The sequence below is a fragment of the Vibrio sp. 1580 genome (genome assembly GCF_033340055.1).
The window spans coordinates 1-577 of sequence record NZ_JAWOVT010000514.1; the positions used below are offsets into that span (position 1 = coordinate 1).

Annotated in this window: 1 protein-coding gene and 1 pseudogene; one reads left to right on the plus strand and one right to left on the minus strand. The window is 47.5% G+C overall.

Annotation, left to right across the window (positions count from 1 at the left end; genetic code table 11):
• On the plus strand, positions 1–370 hold a 370-nt coding region (locus R7093_RS26890), incomplete at its 5' end, for an ATP-binding cassette domain-containing protein (protein WP_318147232.1).
• Positions 371–439: 69 nt separating this feature from the next.
• Here R7093_RS26890 and R7093_RS26895 read toward each other — a convergent pair.
• Positions 440–577: pseudogene (locus R7093_RS26895) on the minus strand (D-serine dehydratase); the annotation flags it as partial.

Sequence of the window (577 nt, forward strand, 5' to 3'; positions counted from 1 at the left end):
GAAAGTAGAACTGGGTGCACTGCTTGAAGAGCCGGGTCTTGATGCTTGGTTGGGTGATGGCGGTCGTCAGCTTTCTGGTGGCGAGAAACGTCGTATTGGTATTGCGCGAGCGTTACTACGAGATGCTCCGATTTTGCTTCTTGATGAGCCAACCGAAGGCCTCGACAAGCGTACCGAACAAAAAATCATGGCGCTTTTCAACGAGTATTTTGCCAACAAGACGGTTGTGTTCATCACTCACCGACTCATCGAATTAGAGAACATGGACAACATTTGCCTTATGGAACAGGGCGAGATCATTGAGCAAGGCGACCATCAAACGCTACTCGCTCAACGCGGTCGTTACTACCAGTTGCTTCAATCTCTATAAGTAAGACTAAAAAAGCTCATCTTCGGATGAGCTTTTTCATTGACTAACTCAAAAAATTTGAAGAACGCTCTAACGACCAGACTTCGCCAAGTAAGCTGGCATTTCGGCTTCTGGCACCATCCCTCCCCCGGTCGCCCAAACTAAGTGTGTGGCATTTTTCAAACGTTCATCCGTAAGCTGTAAACGAGTCTGGTAGTGTAGAGAACT